At 69.3% G+C, this 17,885-nt stretch carries 14 protein-coding genes and 2 pseudogenes; 8 read left to right on the top strand and 8 right to left on the bottom strand.

The window, feature by feature from the left end:
* The gene (locus ABT123_RS27470; RefSeq protein ID WP_351319427.1) at positions 1 to 1,332 is read right to left on the bottom strand and encodes a sensor histidine kinase; all 1,332 of its coding nucleotides are present in this window, start codon (positions 1,330 to 1,332) and stop codon (positions 1 to 3) included.
* Between the two features lie 301 nt (positions 1,333 to 1,633).
* Between ABT123_RS27470 and ABT123_RS27465 the strand changes: the two genes are divergently transcribed.
* Positions 1,634 to 2,035, top strand: coding sequence for a hypothetical protein (locus ABT123_RS27465; RefSeq protein ID WP_351319425.1), 402 nt, complete (start codon positions 1,634 to 1,636; stop codon positions 2,033 to 2,035).
* A gap of 132 nt (positions 2,036 to 2,167) precedes the next feature.
* Here the strand turns inward: ABT123_RS27465 and ABT123_RS27460 are convergent.
* From ABT123_RS27460 to ABT123_RS27440, 5 genes and pseudogenes are all read right to left on the bottom strand, one after another.
* A pseudogene (locus tag ABT123_RS27460) lies at positions 2,168 to 2,681 on the bottom strand (transposase).
* A gap of 135 nt (positions 2,682 to 2,816) precedes the next feature.
* Positions 2,817 to 4,304 carry a vanadium-dependent haloperoxidase gene (locus tag ABT123_RS27455; protein WP_351319423.1) on the bottom strand — a complete coding sequence of 496 codons (1,488 nt, stop codon included), beginning with the start codon at positions 4,302 to 4,304 and terminating at the stop codon, positions 2,817 to 2,819.
* Between the two features lie 423 nt (positions 4,305 to 4,727).
* Positions 4,728 to 6,221, bottom strand: a complete 1,494-nt coding sequence (locus ABT123_RS27450) for an FAD-binding oxidoreductase (protein WP_351319421.1) — start codon at positions 6,219 to 6,221, stop codon at positions 4,728 to 4,730.
* Positions 6,222 to 6,948: 727 nt separating this feature from the next.
* Entirely contained in the window at positions 6,949 to 9,282 is a 2,334-nt protein-coding gene (locus ABT123_RS27445; RefSeq protein WP_351319419.1) for a tetratricopeptide repeat protein, read from the bottom strand.
* A gap of 627 nt (positions 9,283 to 9,909) precedes the next feature.
* Positions 9,910 to 10,745 (bottom strand): annotated as a pseudogene (locus ABT123_RS27440) (LysR family transcriptional regulator).
* Positions 10,746 to 10,841: 96 nt separating this feature from the next.
* Between ABT123_RS27440 and ABT123_RS27435 the strand changes: the two are divergent.
* From ABT123_RS27435 to ABT123_RS27420, 5 genes are all read left to right on the top strand, one after another.
* Positions 10,842 to 11,336, top strand: a complete 495-nt coding sequence (locus ABT123_RS27435; protein WP_351319417.1) for a cupin domain-containing protein — start codon at positions 10,842 to 10,844, stop codon at positions 11,334 to 11,336.
* 26 nt (positions 11,337 to 11,362) lie between these two features.
* Positions 11,363 to 11,671 (top strand): DoxX family protein, encoded by a 309-nt coding sequence (locus ABT123_RS27430; protein WP_502971068.1) that lies wholly within the window; start codon positions 11,363 to 11,365, stop codon positions 11,669 to 11,671.
* 136 nt (positions 11,672 to 11,807) lie between these two features.
* Positions 11,808 to 13,079: a hypothetical protein gene (locus ABT123_RS27425; RefSeq protein ID WP_351319415.1), complete on the top strand. Its 1,272-nt coding sequence runs from the start codon at positions 11,808 to 11,810 to the stop codon at positions 13,077 to 13,079.
* Between the two features lie 202 nt (positions 13,080 to 13,281).
* Complete coding sequence (locus ABT123_RS36775; protein ID WP_502971067.1) at positions 13,282 to 13,812, top strand: transposase family protein; 531 nt, start codon at positions 13,282 to 13,284, stop codon at positions 13,810 to 13,812.
* Positions 13,813 to 14,065: 253 nt separating this feature from the next.
* Positions 14,066 to 14,221, top strand: a complete 156-nt coding sequence (locus ABT123_RS27420) for a hypothetical protein (RefSeq protein ID WP_351319413.1) — start codon at positions 14,066 to 14,068, stop codon at positions 14,219 to 14,221.
* 114 nt (positions 14,222 to 14,335) lie between these two features.
* On the opposite strand, the gene ABT123_RS27415 is transcribed toward ABT123_RS27420, so the two are convergent.
* Positions 14,336 to 15,154: a class I SAM-dependent methyltransferase gene (locus ABT123_RS27415; protein ID WP_351319411.1), complete on the bottom strand. Its 819-nt coding sequence runs from the start codon at positions 15,152 to 15,154 to the stop codon at positions 14,336 to 14,338.
* A gap of 56 nt (positions 15,155 to 15,210) precedes the next feature.
* Between ABT123_RS27415 and ABT123_RS27410 the strand changes: the two genes are divergently transcribed.
* Both ABT123_RS27410 and ABT123_RS27405 read left to right on the top strand, forming a co-directional pair.
* Complete coding sequence (locus ABT123_RS27410; RefSeq protein ID WP_351319409.1) at positions 15,211 to 16,242, top strand: L-histidine N(alpha)-methyltransferase; 1,032 nt, start codon at positions 15,211 to 15,213, stop codon at positions 16,240 to 16,242.
* A 101-nt stretch (positions 16,243 to 16,343) separates the two neighbouring features.
* A complete protein-coding gene (locus ABT123_RS27405; protein ID WP_351319407.1) occupies positions 16,344 to 16,889 on the top strand; it encodes an EF-hand domain-containing protein in 546 nt (181 codons plus the stop codon).
* Positions 16,890 to 17,680: 791 nt separating this feature from the next.
* Here ABT123_RS27405 and ABT123_RS27395 read toward each other — a convergent pair.
* Complete coding sequence (locus tag ABT123_RS27395; protein WP_351319405.1) at positions 17,681 to 17,818, bottom strand: hypothetical protein; 138 nt, start codon at positions 17,816 to 17,818, stop codon at positions 17,681 to 17,683.
* Positions 17,819 to 17,885: the final 67 nt, after the last annotated feature.

The raw sequence follows: 17,885 nt of genomic DNA, 5'->3' as shown, positions 1-17,885 counted from the left end.
TTATCGTCGCAGAGGTGGTGGGGCTGCCGGTTGCGTGGTCATGGGCGGTTCGCCTGGGGTGACGGTGGGAGGGGGGATATCGGCGGTGACCTGCCAGCCGGGGCAGCCGTGTCGGGGGCCCGCGGTGAAGTGACCGCCGATGGCCTCGACGCGTTCGGCGAGTCCGATGAGGCCGTAGCCGCCGCGCTGTTGGCCGGGCGTGGGCTGTCCGGTGGCGTCGGCGCCGCGCTGGGCGGGCGGCGGATGGCCGGAGGCGTCAGCCCGGGTGCGGTGTGCCGTGCCGCTTGCGGTCCGGCCGTCGTCGCTCACCGAGACGTCCAGCCGTCTGGGGTCGTCGGCCCGGAGCCGGATATCCACTGTGACCTGTGCGGCGGTGCCGGCGTACTTGCGGATGTTGGTGAGCGATTCCTGCACCAGACGGTGCACGGTGATGCTGATCTCGGGTGGCAGGGAACGTTTCGCGAGCCGGGGGTCGAGGGCGAGCCGAGCCGGCCGGCCCGCGGCCGAGAAGCTCTCAACCAGGTCGCGCACGCGCGTGAGGTCGCGTCCGGGGCGGGTGGCGGCCGGATCCCCCGGAGTGCGCAGCATGGAGACCATGCTGCGCATCGACTCCATCGCCTGTGAACCGGCTTCCTCGATCCCGGCGAACATCCGGTCCAGGTCGGCCGGGGGCGGTGCCTTGCCGGCTGCGGTGACATAGCGGGCTGCCTTGGCCTGCGCGACGATCGCGGTGACATGGTGGGCCACGAAGTCGTGCAACTCCCGGGCGTGCTCCAGGCGCTCGGCCTGGCGGGCAGCCTGCTCCGCGGCCGTACGCTCGCGGTCGCGCAGTGTGTCGACGAGGCGCAGATACAGGCCCAGCACAACCATCAGCACGGTACCGAAGAGGATCACCTGCGCCCCGATGGTCTTCACAAGGTCGTACTCGGATTCCGGAAGCCGGAGGAGCAGCAGCCCGGCGGCCACGCTTGCCGCGGGTACCAAAGCGATGATCCGCAGCAGCGGCTGAAGGCGCACGGTACGGGCGATCATCAGCAGGAGTGCGCACAGTTCCGTCATTCCGGGGGTGTTCTCGGGCCGCTGGGTCAGCTGCAGCTCGGTCACCGACAGCGCGAGTGACGCGGCGACGGCGCAGCCGGCGACGAGGGAAAAGCGCGCGGGCGGTACGAACAGAGCCACCACGCATAGTCCACCGGTGACGATGGTGGCCGCCGTGGTGGGGGCGAAGCCGGTGTTGAGCCCTTCGGTGACGAGCAGGGCGAGGACGGAGACACCCGCCAGCACGAGCAGTACCTGATGTGTGCGGGAACGGCCCCGGACGGCGTGGATCATGCCACCTCACGTTACGGCGGTATCCGGCGGGCCGCCTCGGCTCTTCGGACGATGCGTGCGGGCCGGGCCGTTCGGCATTCCGGTTGATCCGCGGCGGCCCTGTCCCACCGGATGATCGGGATTGCGGGACGGGGGCCGAGTCCACCGTCCCGCACCCCACCCCTTGCCTCGCTGAACCGGAGCCATCCGCCATGTCACACCACCCCGGGGAGACCCCACTCCTTCGGCGAATGCCGCCGCCGGCCGTGGGGGAAGACATCTGGTATGCCGCTTACCGTCACACAAGTGGAGGAAGCAACAAATGAGCCGAGTACGCAAGAGCATCGTCGCCGGATTCGTAGCCCTGACAATGGCCGGCGCAGGAGCCGTAACTGCCACCGCCGCGCCCTCACAAACGCAGACGAAGCCCGTAGCCAGCCAGGCCACCGCCCAAGGCGACGCCACCACCGCCAGCCAGGCCGCCGCCGGCGACACCGCCAAGAAGCAAAGGCGCCTGGGACGCATCACCGAGTGGAACAAGTCCAAGAAGTACGGCTACATCACCTTCAAGGCGCCCAACGGCCGCTACGAGAAGGCCTTCACCTACTTCGACTGGAGCAGGCACCCCTACAACCTGCGTCGAGGAGACACCGTCTCGTTCGTCCACGTCCCGCTGCGCGGACAAGACAGGGCCATGGATGTCAGGCTCGTCTCCGGCAGGTAACCCCGCACACAACCGCACCGGGGGCGGCAGCGCACAGGCCGCCTCCCGGCGCCGTGAAAAACGGGACACTGCCTAAAGGGTGTTGCAGAAGGTCCGTCTCGGGCAGGCCGGAGTGGTGCTTGACCTGCTGTTTCACCCTGCCAGGGCGAGGTTGTGCATGGTGGCGACGGCCTGGACGGCGTGGTGGAGGCCGTCGCCCTTCTGGCGGCAGTCGCGCGGTGCGGGACGATCAGCCCGGTGCCCAGGTAGGCGCCGTCCGCGATGACCGTCGTCCCGGCCGCCGCGGCCGGCAGGTCCGAATCACGCCAGACGTGGGCATCGGCCCTGTTCTCCGGCGCCGGCCGGGCCGAGGCGACGACCAGGCGGGTGTCAGCGTCGATGATGACCTGCACGTTTGCCGAGAAGCGGTAGTTGCGGGAGGAGGCGCCGACCTGCCGGTCGCGGACCGGGATGAGGGTGCCGTCCACGATCCACAAGCGCTCGACATCGGCGGCAGGCCGCGGCGCCGGCTCCAGCGCGAGCAACGGCCGCAGACGGCTACCAGCGGCACCCGGTCCGCCAGCGGCAGGCACCACGGCCGGCCACCGCCCGGACCATCCACGCCTCGTTCACGGACCGCCTTCACCAGCTTGGCGAACCGGTCCATCCGCAAGCCCGTGAACGTCTCCACCCACACCGGCTCAGCCCGCAACACCCCACCCGTACAGGCAGAATGCCCCGAACCAAGCCTTCTGCAACACCCTTTAGCAGCTTCTCCGCTGGCGCGGGCCAGGGCGTCGGTTCACTGCTGATGCGGACGGCCCGATCGCGTCGGCTGCAGCGCGTTGGCGAACACGTAGTCGCCGACGTTGGTGCCGATCTCCCTCCCGTCCTCGGCGTCCCAGCGGAAGTGCACGCCCAGCCACAGTCGGCTGAACTCGCCCTCCTCGGCGACCTGGCTGAAGCTGTTCATCCGGCGGAACCGCTCGAGGGTGTGCGGGTCCTCGGACTGCGCGGTGAACGAGGCGTCGTCACGGCCGAAGAAGTTCTGCATCGCGGCTGCCCACGCACCGGTGAAGTTGGCGTGCCCGGAGGTCCAGGCGATGAAGCACGGGGTCCACGGCCTTCCCGCCCGGTCCGCGCTGAGGGGCTGCCAGTTCGCGTTCTCTCCGCCCAGCGCCTGGATCGCGGACACCGGACGCCATTCGTTGATCGGGCCGTCGAACTTGCTGTCCCAGGCCGCGATCCCGGCATCCGCCAGCGTCAGCGCCGACAGTGCGAACAAGCGGGTCGTCTCGTACGTGTCGAGCTTGAACTTTTTGGCGACCGTCCCGGTCAGCTGGAGCAGCTGCCCCGGGGGGTGGTAGGTGCCGTTCAGGTCGTGGTCCCAGAACCAGCCGATGACAGTCTGTTCGCGGGTGCGCTCGGTGGAGTCGACGGCACCCACGCGTCGCACCTCGTCGACCTGGCGTGCGTACTCCGGGCTGTTCACCATCTCGTCGTAGGAAGTGAAGCCGCGCAGGCTGGGAGGCCGGAACTGCGAACCGGAGCGGAGCACGAACGGCTTCACCTTGCCCCAGTTCGGGGTCACCGCGTCGCCAGGTTCCTGGCAGGCCCCTTCGTCAGCCGTCGCCTCTTCGCCCGTCGGCCGCCAGGCTCCGGGTGTGGTGGTGTCGCCGTCGTAGAGCTCCGGGTTGTCCGAACCGTCGTTCGCCCGGGCCTTGTTGATCTGCCTCACCACGCGGTCGACCACGAGGCGGTCGAGGGGGTCGTGGGCGTGGGGGGAGCGGCCGGTCCGGGCCTCGTACCGGGCGTCGATGAAGGCCTGGTCGCCCGGGTACAGCTCGGAGAGCATCCGGTACGCCGTGCGGTCGATCAGCCGCTCCTCTTCGTCCGCACGCGGCTTCGACGAGTCGGTGGCGTACTTGAGCGGCCGGTTGAGGTATGGCGCGTACTTCATGGTTCCGTACGTGTTCTGGTAGGCGCTCTCGGCGTTGTAGATCGCCGCGAAGACCATGGCCCCGGATCGGGAGAGTTTGCCGGGCGAGGCGTCCCAGCCCCGCGCATTGCGGAACGTCTGAAGCAGGACCTTGTTCCAGTACTGCGTCGGATCGCCCTTGTGCTCCGGCCCGGCGGCGGCCTGCGGCGCAGCGACCGCCACCGGACTCAGCCCGGCAAGCAGGGCACCGGCCACGACGACGGCCCGGAGCCGTCCCAGGCGCCCGCCGGCGCGGGACTTCGAGCGCGGGAGCACGGACTTCGCGGCCGACTGACGGCCATGGTTGGGCATGGGGGGCACGGCGTTCCTTTCGACGTCGCCGATCAACGGCGAAATGGTAATGTCGGAAATGTCGAGATTTGGGTGAACTACGCCGATATGGCGACGCTCTTGCTTTCATCGTTATGTACATGGAAATGCTCATCCGATCGCGGTCGCGATGGGTAGGCAGTGCACCAACTGGCCACGAACGGCCGCACCTTCCCAAGCGCATGCCGCTGCCGCCGCTGGAAGACCTGTGCCGCCCGCTCAGGCCTTCGACCCCTCCCTGCTGCGGACCAGCCGCACGCCTCGGCGAACAACTCAGGCAACGGGGCCCGCCCGTCCAAGCCGAGCCGTGCGGGACCCGTTCTCCGCCCGGCGGAGGCCGTCAACGCGGCTGCGCCCCCTGGAAACCGCCCGGTCGGGGGAGGGGGCTCAAGCCCTGCTCGTTCATCAGGACGCGGGCGGAATGCTCTGCTCGTACTTGAAGACGTTGTGCGGGTCGTACTCCGCCTTGATCGTGCGCAGTCGGTCGAAGTTGGATCCCCAGTAGGCGGTCTCCCAGTCCTGCATGCCCACGTTCGGCACGTTGACGTAGGCGCCATCCACGTAGGGGCGCAGGGCCAGGCTGAATTCGGCGATCCAGGCCTGGGCCTGCGGGGTGAGCGGGTCGCAGACGCCCGGCTCTTCGGAGCGGGTGCCCCAGCCGGCACCGGGCTCGGAGTAGAAGAGCGCGTCGCGGTGTGGGAACGCGGTGCCGCCACGGGGGCTCTTCCTGACCGCCCCGCCGAACGCCTGCGCGAAGAAGTTGCTGTCGTCCGTGGGCGCGTCCTGCATGAACGAGACGATCACATCGATCGCCTTGCTCGGGAACGGCTTTCTAGTGAACTGGGAGTAGAACTTCCAGTTCGCGGGTTCGTCCGCGGTCGGGATCTGGAAGCCGGCATACACGTCGCCCCAGTTACCCACCTGCACCGCCACTTGCGGGCTGTCGATCGACAGGAGCGGGTCCAGCAGCTTCTTCGCCTCCGCGGGTGTTCCTTCCGCGAGGACGGCAAACAGGAGGATCTGGTTCCGGTGGATTTCGAGCTGGGTGCCGAGGCGGTCGTCGGTGTACGGCGCAGTGCGCTGATAGGTGTCGAAGATCCTGCGCAGGTCGCCGATTCCGTCCCAAGTGGCCTGTACGTACGTGACGCTCTTCAGCGGGGCCACTTTGTAGGTGAGTGAGGTGACGATCCCGAAATTGCCGTTGCCGGCTCCACGCAGCGCCCAGAGCAGGTCCCGGTTGTGGTGCAGGTCGACCTCGACCACCTCGGCGCACTCGGCGCCTTCCGCAACCACGACCTCAGCACCGACCAGGCTGTCGCAGGCCATGCCGAGCCAGCGGGTGAGGAAGCCGAAACCGCCGCCGAGTGTCGCCCCGGACAGGCCCACGGTGCCTTCGGTCCCCGTCGTCACCGCGAGGTTCTGCTCCGCGAGCGTGGTCACTGCTTCCAGCTGGCTGAGTCCGGCGCCGACCGTCGCGATACGGGCGGCGCTGTCGATGTGGACCGACTTCAGCTCGCTGATGTCGATCACGAGACCGCTGTCGACGTTCGACCAGCCCTCAAGGCTGTGACGGCCACTCCGGACCCGTACCGCGACGTCGTTCTGCCGGGCCCACGTCAGGGCGTTGACCACGTCCTGGGTGTTCTGGGCGAAGACGATGACCAGCGGGTAGTGGGAGAAGAGCTGGTCCCAGCCGAGGCGGGCGTCCGTGTACCCGGCGTCGTCGGGGCGGACGATGCGGCCGGTCAGCTTCGCCGGCGGGCACTTCGTGTGCTTGGGGGCCTCGTTGACGGCGCTCGCACCGTGGGCCTCCGCGGTCGTGACGCCTTGCGCGACGATCGCGCCGGCACCGGCGACCGCCGTCGCCTTGAGTAGTTTGCGACGGGAAAAGTCGTTCATGGTCCGTCTTTCCTCTCGATCATCGGCAGGCGCCAATAATTCCCTTACGGGCGATTTGGGCGAAGTGGACAGTAGCAAGGACGACTGCGGTGGACTGCGCCGACACACTCGCGATCGCGGCCGTAGAGGCTGACGCCGTAGCTCTCCAGCGCGAACCCGATGCGCTTGGCTGGTGATACGACTGCAGTGCCGGGGCCGCGGATGGGCTGCAGTTCCTCCGGAACCCCCGAGGGCGGGGCGAACCTCGCTGCGGCCCTCATCTCCGACTGCTGCCCATGACGACGAGGCCGGCCGCAGTGGGCCCACACGTAGGTGATTTGAGTATCAGCCACTCATTCTTGACGTGTCGTGAAGGACATAACATTTTGGTTGCCCACTTCGTCACTCAGCTGCTCGCGCACACCTACACCTGGGCGACGAGCTCGTACTTCAGGAGCGAGTTCGGGAGCACGAGTCCCAACAGTGCTCGGTACTACGACCGCATCAACGCCGACACCGTGGACCACATGGACAAGATCTCCAAGGTGACCGGGCGCGCGGCCGGAGACATCCTCGCGATCAAGTACGAGGCGGGCGCGAGCGGCGGGACCGGGCACACCGCCGTGGTTCGATCGCTCGCCGGCACGGTGACCACCGACGCCGACCCGAACACGACCGAGTACGTGGTCGAGGTCCTGCGATCAGGGATCAAGATCCAGCGCCGCACCGCCAACCATGCACGAGCTCGTCAGGGGCGGGGCAATGCTCCGCTCGGGTGCTGGTGTCGGAGTTCACGGATACGCTCGCGTGTCAGCCAGGCGACCGGGCTGTCCGGCTCGACCAGGTGTTCGCAGATCCGCAGCATGCGTTGGTAGGCGTTCAGGGCATCGGGTATGCGACCGACTTGGCCGTACACCTCGGCCAAGGCTCGGATGCTCCGGAATGTGTTGGGGTTGTTCTCGCCGAGGACCCGGACGTGATCGGCGGTCAGTGGTTCCAGTTCGCGGATGGCGTCGGCGTATTCTCCGGCCAGGCCCAGGTATTCGCCGCGCCGCATACGCGCCCAGAGTGTGCCCGGGTCGTCGGCGCCCCAGACTCGGACCGCCTGTTCGACGTCCTGACTGCTGGCGGTGAGGGCGGTGTCGAGGCGCCCTGCGAGCGCGTACACCATGGTGCGTCCGATGCGGGCGGATGTCGTCACGTCCATGGCTTCGCCCAGTTCTGCGTCGCAGCGCGCGGTGACCTGGTCGGCGAGCCGGATCGCCTCGGTGAAGCGTCCGATGCGGGCATAGGCGTGGGCAAGGTTGAACTCGGTCCAAGGACGCACGTGGTAGCCGGGGTCGCCGATCCGTTCCCAGCCCTGCAAGGCGAGTTCGTGCAGCCGCACGGCGGTGGTGTAGCGATCGGGGTCGGCGAAGTCCTGGCCCGACTCGAGGTAGTTGTTGGCCAGGATGCTCCGGCGCATCAGAGTGCGTGGGTCGTCGGGGCCGTGATGGCCGGCATACCAGTCCACGACCGTGGTGTTCAGGGCGATGGCTTCGTCGTGCCGGAGCTGGCCGCCATAGACCAGGGCCAGTGCGTACCGGGCTTCGGTGGTGGCCTCGCAGTCGGTGCCGAGCAGCCGTTCGTGGTCGGCGACCACGACACGCCCCGTGCGGATGGCGCGGGAGCTGTCCACGACAGTCCACAGGTGATGCACCGACCAGGTCCGCAGGAACAGTGTCGCGTCGCGCGCATCGGTCCACTCCGGAGGGCCGCCGGGGCCTTGGAGGTGCGGTCGGCACACCTCCCACAGGGTGTCGATCTGGGCGATGAGGCGTTGGCCCAGCGCCAGTCGGAGCTGCCAGGGCCGGCCCCGGCCGCGGCTCGTCCCGCTTGCCTGCGCCGAGCACTGGGCGCGTACGAGCAGAGCTGCGTGGCCGACGTGGGCGGGGAGGTCGCCGGCGCGGGCGGCCCGGTCGCGTAGCACCCGTTGTGTGAACCGGTGCATCAGGACGGACTCGCCGTCGACCGTGAAGGTGAGCAGCGACGCGTCGGCGAGGCGCCCCAGTTCGCTGTCCACTTCCACTGCGGACGGGGTGTGGCGCAGGCGTGTCCCGAGTGGACCGGTGATGAGGCCGTGTACCACATCGCGGGGTACGCCACCCGGCGACAGCACCGCCAACAGACCGGCGAGCACACCTGCCAGGGCATCTGCGGCTTCGACGTCCTCCACACCCATCAGGGTTGCCTGCGCCGCTCCGCGCGGGTACGGATCTCCGGAATGGGGGAGCAGCAGACGGTCCACCGGTGTTGCCCGAAGCCGTGCGAGCACCGTGGTGTAACCCAGGGCTGAGCTGCGGATCACGGCGGCGACCTGGGCGAGCGCGAGCGGCAGGCGGCCGAGTTCCTCGGCGAGTTCGAGGGCGGCGGCCGGGTCGTCGATCCCGGTGCGGGCGTGCAGGAAGTCCACGGCCTCGGCCGCGGTGAAGGCATCCACATGCACCGGCGTTCCGAGGTACTCGCAGGATCGGTCCGTGCTGGTGACGATGACGCGGGCGGCACCGGCCGACGGGAGCCACGGTCGGACGGTCTGTGGGGCGGGCACGTTGTCGAAGACCAGCAGGGTGCGTTCGCCGGCCTGCGTCTCGAGCCATTCGCGGGCGGCGTTGGCCGCGGTGACGGCGTCGTCGCGGTCGTCGGCCACCCCGACGGCCCGAGCCAGGCGTTCCATGCCGGCCACGGCCTGGTCGTCGTCCTCGGCAATGATCCAGGCGACCACCGGCCAGCCCTCGGCGATGCGTGTACGTGCCACCGCCGCGGCCAGTTGGGTCTTGCCGGAGCCCCGGGCACCGGTCACCGCACCGACCACGGCCACCCCGTCGAGCTGCTCCAGCCGTTCCCGCACGGCGGCCCGCGGCTGATAGCCCGGCGGTTCGCGGGGGATGTCCCCAAAGACGATCCGCGGTTGCTGCGGAACCGGTTCCGGACCACGGGGGCGATGAGCCCACATCACCAACATCGGCGACGCGACGGTGGTGCCGAGTCCGGCCAGTGCGAGCGCCACATCGAGCTCCATGGCCGGGTCGCTCAGTCGGCACACGCCCCAGACCCCGAAGAACAGTGCAGCCGACGCGATACTGGCAACGAGCCAACGCACGGCATCGCGCAACGTGCCCCCTTCCCCCTCCGGCGCCCCCGGCACCTCCACCTACTCTGCCGGGGCACTGAGGACCGCGCCACGGGAATCGCCGGTTCGCCCGCGAGCGACGTGATGTGGCCGACCCTGGCCCCGACCCCGGTGGGCGTGGGTACGTACGGAGTTCGGCAGGCTGGGGGCCGGAGTCATGGCTCGGAGGGCAGGCGTCCCAAACCACCCGCTGAAGCACCTCAGTGGGGAAGCTCCGGACTACTCCGCTCGACACGGAAGTACATGGCCGGACGGGCCCGCGCATGCTCCTCGAACGCAGCCACCCGAAGCTGATCTATTTTATACCGCTCCACTCGCCCTCCCCGTCACCACCTCGTTCGCCAAGACACGATCATGGCACCCGTTCACGTCACACTCCATGCTGTCCACTCGCCGGAAGCTGTAACGGTCTGTCATGAATCACATGAAGTGGACCAGAGCCAGAAAACGGACAGCATGTGCTCACCACTTCGGGAGGCAGCTGTGAGGGCCGCTGTGTACGAATGGTTCACGAGCAGCGGCAGCACCGGTTGCCGGCGCTCAGTGACGGTAGGAGGCTGCCGCGATCTCGATGAAGGATCGGATCAACGGGTTGGTGTCACCGTCGTTACACACCGCCACCACTCGGCTCGGCACCATGTCGATCAGCGGCACCACGACCAACTCCGCGGGCAGGCCGTGTCCGAGGGGGCCAGGCCGACCGTGCCGTTCCACAGCACGGCGTGCAGGCATTCCTGGACGGCGTGCACCACTGGGCCCTCGCGCGGCGTGCCGCCGTTCCAGTACGACTGCCAGATGGGGTCGGTGCCCTGCGGGAACTGGAACCAGCGGCGGTCGCTCAGCTTCGCCAGCCGCAGCCGGTCGCGGCGGGCCGGCGGATCGTCGGCGCGCAGGACCACGCCGACCGGATCGGTTCGCAGCGCACGCACCGTCAGGGCGGTCTCGTCGAACGGCGCCCGGGTCAGGGCGACGTCGACCAGTCCGGTGCGCAGTCCGCATGTCGGGTCGGTCAGAGCGGTGTCGCGGATGCGGATGTCGATGCCGGGGTGGGTTCGGCGGTAGGCGACGGCCAGCCTGGACACTCCCGGGTCGGTGCCGTCGCCCAGGATGCCGACGGTGGTGGTCGCGGCGTCGGCTGCCGCGCTCACGCGTACGCGGACGCGGTCGGCATGGTCGAGCAGGGCCCGCGCTTCGTCGAGGAGCACTGCGCCCACCGGAGTGAGCGTGACGCCGGTGGGTGAGCGGACGAACAACCGGGCCCCGACTTCGGCCTCCAACCGCTTGATTGCCCGGCTCAGCGGCGGCTGACTCATGTGCAGTCGGGAGGCTGCCCGGCCGAAGTGGAGTTCCTCGGCGACGGCCACGAAATAGCGCAAGGTCCATAGCTCCACACTGCAACGATACCCACGGGGTATCAGCGCTGCAGGATGGGTCCTGGACACGGGCAGGTCCACGGCGGTGCACTTGTGAGCATGACCGAAGAAGTAGAGGCCAAAGCGCCGAAGTCCGACCCCGCCGTATCGGTAGTCGGTTCCTGCGAAGGCGAGACCATCGTTCTGGGCACCACGCGCATGCGGGTTCTGGAGGACGGCAGCCACACCGGGCACCGCCTCGCGATCGCCGAGTCCGTCCTCGCCCCGCACACCCAGGGACCGCCGCAGCATCGCCACGCTCAGCACGACGAGGGCTTCTACATCCTCTCCGGGACCGTGCGGTTCACCGTCGGGGAAGAGGACCACGACGCCACCACCGGCACGCTCGTGATGGTTCCGCCCGGTACCCCGCACACCTTCGCCAACCTGACCGACCAACCCGCCGTCATGCTCAGCACATTCACCCCCGACCTGTACGTGCAGTACTTCCGGGACCTCCAAGAGGCACTTGCCGACGACCGGCCGATGACGCCACAGGCCAACATCGACGCGATGAGCCACTACGCGACCGAGCCTGCCACCGACCTCGACTGAAACAGTCGATGGCTCTCCGTGAACCGATGACCCTGAACGGGAACGATGAACATCGCCTACTGGATCGTCGCGGGACTGTTCGCCCTCTTCTACTCGGCGCGACCGGCCTGATCCTGCCGCCGCTGACGGGCATCGCGCTCCCGCTGGCGCCGGCCGCGGCCATCGGCTTCGTACTCCTCCAGGCAGGTGCGATCGCCGTCCACCTGACCGGCGAAGACCGCCGGATCGCACTCAACGTCGGGCTCACCGCCACTGCGGCTGTGACCATCTGGCTGGCCATCGCCGCGCTCGACCCGGTTGTCCCGGGACAGGACCGGGTGCTGCTAGTGCTGTGACCGGGAAGGGTCATCGGGTCGCTGGCGCTGGTCAAACCCCAGCCCGCAGCATGGCCGGATGCCCGATGACGCCCTGGCCCTGTGGCCCCTTGCCCTCGCGGGGCGTGGTCAGAGGTCGGGGCTATGGTGCTGCCTCATGAAGATCGAATGCCTTCTCGAGGACCTGAACAGCGACGACGCCGCGCGGGTGGAGGCCGCTGCCGCACGGCTGGCGGAGCAGGCCGACCGTGTGCTGCCGACCCTGCTGCGGAATCCGGGCGATGCGCGGCGGACTTCTGATCTGAAGCCGGTCATGAAGGTGTTGAGGCGCATCGGGCCGTCCGCCTTCGACGCCCTGCTGGCGGCCTGGCGCGCGAAGGAGGTGTCGGACTGGGAGGCGGGCCGGCTCCTCACGGCGTTCGACGAGCGCTGCGCCGGCCAGTACGCGGCCCTGGCGGCCGATCCGGACTTCGCGACGTCGGACAACGGCTTCGCCGGGCTCGCCAGGCTGCGGGCGGACTCCGAGGCCGGGCTGACGGCCCTGGTGGGCTGTTTCGTCCGCGGCGGCCGTATCCCCTACAAGGCATCCGACTACGCCCGGCTGCTGCACGACTCCTTCCGGCCGAGGCTGCGCTTCCTGCGCCGCGACCCGGCCGCGCCCCCGGGGATCCGGCGGGCGGCGAGGACGGCGCTGGTGGCGGGCGGCGGCGTCGACGCGCTCGACGACCGCGATCGGGCGGCGGTCGAGCGGCTGATACGGGTCAAGATCCTGGACGAGATCCCCGAGCTTCCGTCGACGACCCTGAGCGGCTGGTGGATGGCCGTGCCCGGGACGTCGTACGAAGGAGTCTTCGAGGCCCTCGGCCTGCACGACCCGCGGCCGCTCACGGTCGCGGCCGGCATCGAGGCCGCGGAGGGCCGATGGATCCAGGTACCGGGGCCGGACGGCGCCGACCGCACCGTGGGGCGGGTCTTCGTCACCCCGGAGCTGAACGGCTGGCGCCTGGTCTTCGGTGCCTTCGAACTGCTCGTCGGCGACGATCTCTGGGAAGGCATGATCGAGACGGCCGAGCGGGTCAGCGTCCACTGCGGCCAGGCCCAGTTCTTCTTCCTGGACGACGCCGGCGGCTCCGACATATGGATGGTCGCCGAGAACGGCCGGGTGATCCGTCGGTACGCCGCCGAGGGCGACCCCGAATGGGAGGGCGACCCGCTGCCGTGGGAGACCCTCGCCGCCGACGAACCGGGCTTCAACCCCGAGTACGACGAGCCCAACGCGGGCACCACGGGCGCACGGTCCGCCTGCGGGCACCTCTCGGTCGACCCCGGCGAGGTCGGCCCGGACACCGAGCGGCGGGGCCACGGCTGGCTGGCCCTCACCGCACCGGGCGTCGGCCACGGCGCGTTCCCCGGGACGCTCCGCCTCTAGCGCCCGTCCGACCCTGATCAGCCGGACAGGCCCTGACGCCAGCCTCCTGCTCGGGGGACGACTCGGCGGGATGAGGTTCGGTTACGGCACGCCCCCGGCCTCCCACCACCACTCCCCGCCACCGCCTTGACTCTTCTCCGGCACGACTACGGGTCACCGAATCGGTCCCGGCCGGACACCCGGAGCCGGCTCACAACGAACAGTGAGCCCCCCCAACACCGCTGTGCTGCGTCGGAGGGGGCTCACTGGTTCCGGAACTGAGTATCGAGGTTGTCGGCGGGGAGGACTCGACACCGCTGGCTTTGTAGGTGACTGCCTGCCTGGTGTCGGGGTGACGGTCGACCAGCTGGTGCTGACGGATACGGAGGCCCGGGTTGCCGTGCGATCACGAGCCGCGTCGGCGGCCTGTTTCGGATGCGGGCAGAGATCTCCGAGAGTGCACTGCTACTACCAGCGGATTCTGGCGGATCGTCCGGTCGCTGGCCGGCGTGTACGAATCGAACTGCGAGCGCGTCGACTCGTATGCGGGAACGCGCACTGCGCCCGTCGGACGTTTGCTGAGCAGATACCGGCCCTGACCCGTCGCCACGCCCGCCGCACGGACGCTCTCACCGCCCACCTCACGGACGTGGCCCTGTTCCTGGGTGGCCGGCCGGGAGCTCGCCTGTCCGAGCGAATGGCGATCGACACCTGCAAGGACACTTTGCTTCGGCTGATCCGTGTGCTGCCGTGACCACCCCCGGCCTGGTTCTCGTGCGGCGGCGCCAGACGCCGACCGCATGCGGGCGCGCACCTGATCGCAGGCAGTACACGAGGGCGGCCCCGGCAGGCGGGGGCGCCCCTGCTCCGCATTCGATGGCTCTGCCCGACGCCTATTCGTCCGCGTCGTCGTCCTCGGCTTCGGCTGGGTCGCGCAGGGGCCGCAGCGCCCCGCCGGTCGGGCCGGAGCCGCGGAAGCTGTAGCGGCCGAGCACGTTGCGGTTGGCGTGCTCGAGCGGGGAGAGCCGGGCGACGTCCTCGTCCAGGGCGACGTCCTCGTCCAGGACGGCGTGCTCGCGCTGGGCGGCGGGCAGGGCCCGCAGCTGCTCGGACTCGCCGAGGAATGCCCGAACACGACCGTCGTCTACGAACCCGCTGCCTGACCCCCGACAGACAGCCTGACCAGCGCAGCAACGGCAGGAAAACGGGCATGGCGCCTCGTGCGGCCGGTGTCTGATCCGTAGCAGCGGTGCCGAGGATGGCCTGGGTTTGGCTGTTCAGGTCGTCTTGCGGGCGGAGCGGCCCCAGGCGGTGACGAGGGTGTAGCCGAGTTCATGCGTGCCCGGGGCCGTGAGGTGGCCGATGGCCTGGGTGAAGTCGGTGTCGTTGATGAGCTGGGTGGCGAGGATCTCGGTACGCATGGCGCTGAAGGTGAGTTCCCAGAAGCGTGCGGTGTGGCTGTCGGCTCTGACGAGGGGGACATCGGCGGCCATTCCGACGTCGGTCAGGCCGGCGTCGATGAGCGGGGTGGGGTAGGCGCGGGCGTAGTTCAGGTCGCTGTCGAGCGTGCTGACAAGGGCATGGTCGTAAGCCCTGGTCATGGCCCGCACCGCGGGCTGCGGGGAGCTGGCGGACATGGTGTTGATGACGTCGCTGACGATGAGGTGTCCGCCCGGGGTGAGCCAGGACACGAGGCGGGGCAGTACTTCCTCCCTCTGTGGCAGGTGGCACAGGGTCAGCCGGGCGTGGATGAGGTCGAAGCCGGGGGCCGGGAGTTCGGCGTCCGCGGCCGTGTGCACGTCGGCTTCCCAGATGTGTACTCCCGGATGGTCGGCCGCGCGCAGCAGACTGGCGTCGCGGTCCAGCGCGATGACCTCGCCGTCCGGGCCGGCCTGCCCGGCCAGCCAGGCTGCCACGGTCCCGGGCCCCGCCCCGACGTCCATGCAGCGAAGCCCGGCCAGAGGGCCGAGGTCGGCGATCCGGCGTCGGCTGAAGGGGTCGAAGACCTCACCGATCAGTGCGATGCGTTCGCGTTCGAGCGGTTGGTCGAAGCCGTAGAGGCGGCTTCCGTACTTCTCGAGTTCCACGGTTTCCACGAGCGGACAATATAGTCACGCAACAGATTCAACCAACTACTCTCTGTGGAGCTGCGGTGTTGACGACGGACCCCTCCCCTCACCAGGACGAACAGGCGGGGACCTGTGCAGAGCTGGTGGCAGGGCTGCGGAGCACCCCGCCGCACCTGCCGTACGGGCTGCTGTGGGACGAGCACAACACCGCGCTCTACGACCGGATCCGCGAACAGCCGGAGTACTACCTCAACCGGCTGGAAATGCAGCTACTCCGGTCCCACGCGCCCGACATCATCGCCACCACGGGCGCCCGCATGCTCCTCGAACTCGGTGCCGGCACCGGGGAGAAGGCGCTGCCGCTCCTGGCGCACATGAACTCCCCGGCCCGCTACACCCCGGTCGACATCAGCAACAGCGCCATGAGCCGGCTAGCCGCCCGCCTCTGCGCCACATCGCCCGACACCGTCGTCCGCCCCGTCGTGGCGGACTTCACCCGCCCCTGGCCCCCCGCACTCCGCTCGACAGAGCCGGGCCCGCTCCTGGCCACGTTCCTGGGCAGCACCCTGGGAAACCTCCTGCCGACCGAGCGCCGGACCTTGCTGGAGCGCCTGGCGGCCGCATTGCGCCCGCACGACACCCTGCTGCTGGGCGTGCCTCTGCTGCACGACCCCGACACCATGGTGGCCGCCTATCGCGACGCGGCCGGACTCATGGAGGCGTTCTACCTCCACTGCCTGCACATCCTCAACCGGGACCACGGCACGGACTTCGACCTCGGCGGCTTCGCCCACCACGTGACGTGGGCAGCCCGGGAAAGCCGCGTGGAGATCGGCTTGCGCGCCCTGAGCGACCAGCGGGTCCTGGTCCCCGGCCGCCCCACATCCCACAGGGTGGATCTGGCCTGCGGCAGTGTCGTGCGCGCAGTAGTGGCCGCCCGCTTCACGGCACGGCAGCTCCAGGGCGAGTTGTCGGAGAGCGGATTCGAGACCGTACACCTCCTGCAGGAACCGAGCGATCGCTATGCACTTCTGCTGGCGCGCAGACGCGAAGGGTGCCCGCGGGGCCCCTATGCCGTTGTCCGGGAGGAGACGGCCAGCCGATTCCAGGGGTGATGAATCGTTCGTTCGGGTGAGCTGGAGCCGGAAGCGAAGCGGAGCCGGTGGCCACTGCGTTGTGCAGGGTCCGATATCCACGAAACGCAGAGGCCCCACGGATGACGACCGACTTGCGGACCCGGAAGTTCGACCGCTTCTTCGACCTGCTCGACACTGACGGCAACGGTTTCATCGAGCCACAGGACTGGACCAGGACCGCTGATGCGTTCCTGCGCAGCTTCGACCACGCCGAAGAATCCCCCCAGGCGAAGGCACTCCACCAGGCATACGAGCTGGTCCACCAGCGGATCTGTTCGGCCATGGACACCGACGGGGACGGACGCGTCAGCCGGCAGGAGTTCCATGCCGGTCTGCATCGCCACGTCGCAGACCCCGCCCTCCTGGACCGGACGTTCCGTCCCGCACTCGACGCGGAATTCGACACGGCCGACATCAACGAGGACGGCGTCCTCGGTGGAGCGGAAATCCAGCGGGTCTGGGATGCCTGGGGCATGTCCACCGCCGACGCGGAAACCGCGACCCGGTACATGGATCAGGACGGAGACGGCCGGATCAGCCGCGACGAGTACTACACCGCCTGGCGGGAGTACCTGATCAGCGAAGACCCCAACGCGCCGGGAAGCTTCCTGCTCGGACACCCGTAACCGAACTCCCGCCTCATGGCCGCCTGAGCGGCAGGGCACCCTGCAGCTGGATGCGGGCGCACGATCCGACAGGCCGGCGCGGTGTTCTCGAATGCCCACAACCACGGTGCAGCCGCCCGCGGAGCGGGGAATACCGCACGGTTCGAATGACGCTCCCCACCAGCTGGAGCCTCCGCCTGGACGCCGGCACGGCGTGAGGCGTACGCGAACGACCAGCAGCAGGCCAGCAGCCTCGTCGCCGTCACCGCCCGTTCGAACGGGCAGAAGGCCGACCAAGACCCCTTCGAGTGGCTTCCGCCGGCCTCCGAGGCGCTGTGCCGGTACGCCTCGGAGTAGACCGCCACCAATCTCCGCTGGCAGCTCGCCGTCGACCAGAACGAGCAGGACCGCCTTGCACGACATCGCGGCCAGCTGCGGCAGCAACACTGTCACCTACACCCCCGTCCCGCAGTAGCGGAACGCCGCTCGCGGGAAGTCAGGTTCATCAGGCAGCCCGGGACCAGTGGATGCCCTTCAACGGCTACGGGCGGATCCCGTAGCCGTTTGCTGATCACTGCGCCCCCGCCGGATCCGTTCCGGTGGGGGCGCACTGCTGGGCGGGGTCAGCCGATGCAGACGCGGCCCCGGCAGAACCGCGGATTACCGCGCCCACGGTCATCGTCGTCGCCGGTCTCGGGGACGTCCGGGACCTCGGGCACCTCGAACGTCGGCGGCGGAGTGGGGGTCGGCTCCGGCTCCAGGCCCGGGAACCCCGAGACCGCCTCCGGGGCCTTCGCCAGCCGGCCCGCCCTTCACCGCACGGCGACGTCGGCATCGGCGAGCACTGCGTGGAGGATCTGCCCGACTTCGTGCGGTACCGGCTCACTCACCACCTGCCCAGCCTCCCCGGCCAAGACGCGGGCCGTACGCGCGAGCTCGCCGATCACCACATGCTGATCATGCGACAGCCTCCGCAGCAGCCCGGCGTCCAGTGCGCGGTGCGCAGCGCGTCGCCGA

It is taken from the genome of Streptomyces sp. NPDC002054 (assembly GCF_040296685.1).
Lineage (GTDB): Bacteria > Actinomycetota > Actinomycetes > Streptomycetales > Streptomycetaceae > Streptomyces.
The sequence above is the reverse complement of the archived record's forward strand: the minus strand, read 5'-3'. Positions and strand labels throughout refer to the sequence as shown.